This is a genomic window from Bacillus sp. 05T31 (assembly GCF_056396725.1).
On record NZ_JBFTMA010000375.1, the window covers coordinates 1 to 4154 of the forward strand.

General features: G+C 33.5%; 2 protein-coding genes. Both read right to left on the reverse strand.

Annotated elements, in window-relative coordinates; genetic code table 11:
• Positions 1-2868: type VII secretion protein EssC (essC, locus tag AC1DJR_RS19645; protein ID WP_477003301.1), on the reverse strand; the 2868-nt coding region annotated here is incomplete at its 3' end.
• A gap of 43 nt (positions 2869-2911) precedes the next feature.
• Positions 2912-4111 (reverse strand): type VII secretion protein EssB, encoded by a 1200-nt coding sequence (gene essB / locus AC1DJR_RS19650; protein ID WP_060749821.1) that lies wholly within the window; start codon positions 4109-4111, stop codon positions 2912-2914.
• Positions 4112-4154: the final 43 nt, after the last annotated feature.

Below are 4154 nucleotides of genomic sequence, written 5' to 3' on the forward strand. Positions count from 1 at the left end.
CCACGGTCTAGCTAACGCTTCAATTTCAGTTATTTCTGCGTAATCGTGAATGTAGTCAATAACAGCATCCAGTTCAGATGGTACGCTTATTACTTCTTTACTGCTACCAAGTCCACTTAAGTCTTCACTTAATATTTCATATTGTCCTAAATCATTTATTGCATAGATCGTTGCGTCTAAATGTTCTTTATCCTCTTTGTTTTCTACATAGTCTGCTCCGCTCCAAGCTGATTGGAATAGTTCATAAATTTCATTGTTCCCAACTTGTAAGTACGCACGTCCTGGTAATGTAATTTCAGCAGCATCTGGTGTTTTTAAAATTTCATTACTATCTGACGTATTTTGAACTTTTAATGCTAGTTTGAATTTCGAGTTACTCCAAATTTGATCATCTACAACACCACTCGGTTTTTGCGTAGCTAATATTAAATGGATTCCGAGTGAACGACCGATACGCGCTGTTGAAACTAACTCTTTCATAAATTCTGGTTGTTCTGACTTCAGTTCCGCGAATTCATCACTAATTAAAAATAGATGTGGCATCGGTTCACTTACTAAGCCTTCTTTATACAATTTTTGATACTGGTTTATATGATTTACCTCATTTTCCCCAAATAATCGTTGCCTTTTTTGTAATTCGGCTTTAATTGATGCGAGCGCTCTCATACTTTGTGCTCCATCTAAGTTCGTAATTGTTCCTAATAAATGCGGTAAGTTTTTGAATAAATTCGCCATACCGCCGCCTTTATAGTCAATTAGTAGAAAGGCTACTTCGTRAGGATGGAAATTGACTGCTAGAGATAAAATATACGATTGTATAATTTCCGACTTACCTGAACCTGTTGTACCTGCTATTAGCCCGTGTGGTCCGTGTGCTTTTTCGTGTAAGTTTAAGTTTACGATATCTTCTTTACCACGTAATCCAAGTGGTACAGCTAAAGATTTATGCGCTGCATTTTTCTGCCAGCGACTTGTAATGTTTAACTCTTTTATTTTTTCAACACCGTACATTTCTAGGAATGTTACGCTTTCTGGAATACTATTTTTTAAGTTTTGCAAATGGTTTAACGGTGCCAATGCACGTGAGACATCTTCTAAATTGAACCCTTTCGGTACATGATTCAATTTAAATTGACGGTTAACAAGCTCTCCTTGTTCTAAGATGATGTTCCCTTGTTTTGCATCTCTTATATCAATTACCGTTTTCACGTGCTCCGGTAAACTTTGCATAACATCTTGTACAAATACAAGTGATACACCTAATTGACTCGGATCATCATTAAAGAATTCCATAACAACATGGTCTAGTATTAGTTTTTCATCTGTAATGAGAACGACATAGTGCGGTGCAAAGTACATTTTTTCATTAGTTGAACTTTTTTCATCTAGTTTTAATTTTCGTTCTTTCAATATTTGATACAAACTATTTAACACTTGATCACGACTACGATCATGGTATACAAATCCACGTACATTTATATCTCGAACACTTCCATGAGGTAGCCAGCGCATCCAATCCCATTTTTCTTTTTCTTCTTCAGGAAAAATAGTAATAAACTGCAAGTCATAATAACTATGGAATAACGCGGTTTGCACAACTAATAATTGTAATTGTTCTAACACTAAAGAGCGTTGTCCAATATAGCCAACCGGTCCATTTATCAAGTCTGTTACAACAGGTACATCTTCCAAAGAAAGATAACGCTGTCTTAGTTCACGTGCTATATCAATTAATTCATCTTTCGTTTGACTAAATTCTTCTTCATTAAATTGGATTTCAAAACTCGTATTAGCTTGTCCTGTCCCAACGCTAAATGTTAAGAAATCATGATGTAGCATTGTTTTTTCATATATACGTGGATTTACTTGCACAGCCATATTACGTATTACTTCAACATTTGGATTATGAAATTGTAATGCATGACGCTGCTTTTCACTTTCTGCATGTAAATCTTTCGTTTTTTGTTTTATATACGCTCTATAACTTTTATCACGTTCAACAATGTCAATTTTATATTGCTTTAAATTTTTTATATAAGATGTGACAGAAACAATAATCGTTACTAATGTCATCGCAATCGATGCAATAATAAACATTCCATATTTCATAAAGATAGCAAGTAATACTGTTACGACAATCATGACAAGAGATGGTGCAATAATTCTCGCCAAATGCTCAGTCGGTTTTGACGGCATACTTGAAGGTTTTGCAATTGTCATTTTCTCTTCTGGTTCACGGTAAATAATACGTGGTGAACGATGATAGTCTGGATAACCACTTTGATAATTCGTTTCGGATTCTACTAAAATAGGTAACGTAGATTTAACATTCTCTTCTGAAGACAATACTTGAATATCTTCACTGCCTATCTCTACTAAAACACCATCAAAATATAATTGATCTCCGGCTTCTAACATAGCGCTATCTTTTAGCTTCGTATAATTATGAAATACATCCCCTTCATATACGTTTACTCTAAAAGAATCGTACAACGTTTCACGAGATAGCATTAAATCCGCATTTGTCCCGGTAATAGAAATATCATCATAACTGTTTTGACTAATTGTAAGAGAATGTTTCGTTCCGATATCAAACACTTTAGTTGTACCAATACTAGATATAAAGATTTTCAAGCTCACATCTTTAGTTTTTCCAATCTCAAATTCCTTATTGAACTCTATTAATTGATTTTGTACCATCCAAGCGTTCACTTCATTATTCCACTTTAACTCTACTTCTTGTTCTAAACTTGGATTCGTAATATCATTTGTCCACTCTTTTCCAATCGACACTATTGATTGCTCATTTGGATGTAATGTGCACTTATATATTTTGTCTCCATAAGTCAATACTAATAGTTGCTCCATCCGTGTTCACTGCTCCTTTTCAACTGTCTCATCAAGTGCTTGCTTACTCTTTTTTCTCTGTGTCCGACAAGTCTTTATCGCTTGATGAATTACCATATTTCTTTTTATACTCATCTAATTGTTGCTCATATGTTTTTAACTTTTGATCACGCTCTTCTCCTGACAAGTCCGGATTATTTTTCAGCGATTCAATTTGTTTAACAAGGCCGTACATAATAAGCTGCGGATCATCAAGTGTCTTAGCTAAATCTAATGATTTATCAAAATCACCTTTTCCGTTATACATCCAATAAAGTAAATACTTTTCATCACTTTTCAAACTAATATTTTTCATAATTGCTTTCTTTTGATTTTCACCTAGTTTTTCAGCTGTAATGTATGCAAATGCTAACTCATATTTAGACGCAACCGGTAATGATTCAAATTCCTCTTCATTTAATTGAGTAATTACTTTGTCATAATCAGTTGCTATGAAACTCGCATTTGCTTCTAATAATTTATTTTGATAAGGAAATTTTATAAAAGTGAAATATATTAAAGGAGCAGCTAAAATCACAGTCGCCGCTATGAAGGAAAAAGCTAAGTATTTAAACGATTTATAGCTTTTTTTAGGTACTAACTGCATATTTTTTTCTGTTTTTGTTTGTTCCTTCTCAAAGCTGTCATCAAGAAATTGCAGTAATGCATCTAAGCTTTCCATTTGAGCAACCGTCTGTTCAAATGTTGTTTCTTTTGCATCTTTTAGTAACCCAGCATACAAATCATCAAAATTGTGCTTTTGGGAGAATAAAGCGATAATTAGACACTTATATTGTGTTAAAAATTGCTCTTCTAACAACGGGGTTGGTGGAACAATATCTCGAATTCCTCTATGTATAATACTTGGCATTAAATTAGCATTAAAAACTATATTGTCCGGATGTAAAAAGAACGTGATTCGTTTATTTAAATATTTACGAAACTGCGCAACATTTCGAAGCAGTCTTAATTTCTCATTTCTTCCAAAACGGCTAAGATCATCCCACTTATATAATTTTTTATCCACTTGAAATATAAAGGTAAACATATCATCCGTTTCCTCTATCGTTAATGGTACAAATTCAGATGATGCGCCCGTAATTACATCAAATTGACGGAAGTCTTTTATACGTGTTTGAGATTTTGTCATCTCCAATTTCCAATTTTCCTTTTCTATTTGAAATTGATAGTTCATTGCATCAATTTGAATTGTTTTTTCCGTCATTTTTATCCTCTTCTCCTTTTCTTTATAACCCGTAATAACTGAT

Bases quoted from the DNA above. Each gene is read 5' to 3' on its own strand.
- essB (WP_060749821.1), bottom strand. From the start codon at position 4,111: ATGACGGAAAAAACAATTCAAATTGATGCAATGAACTATCAATTTCAA.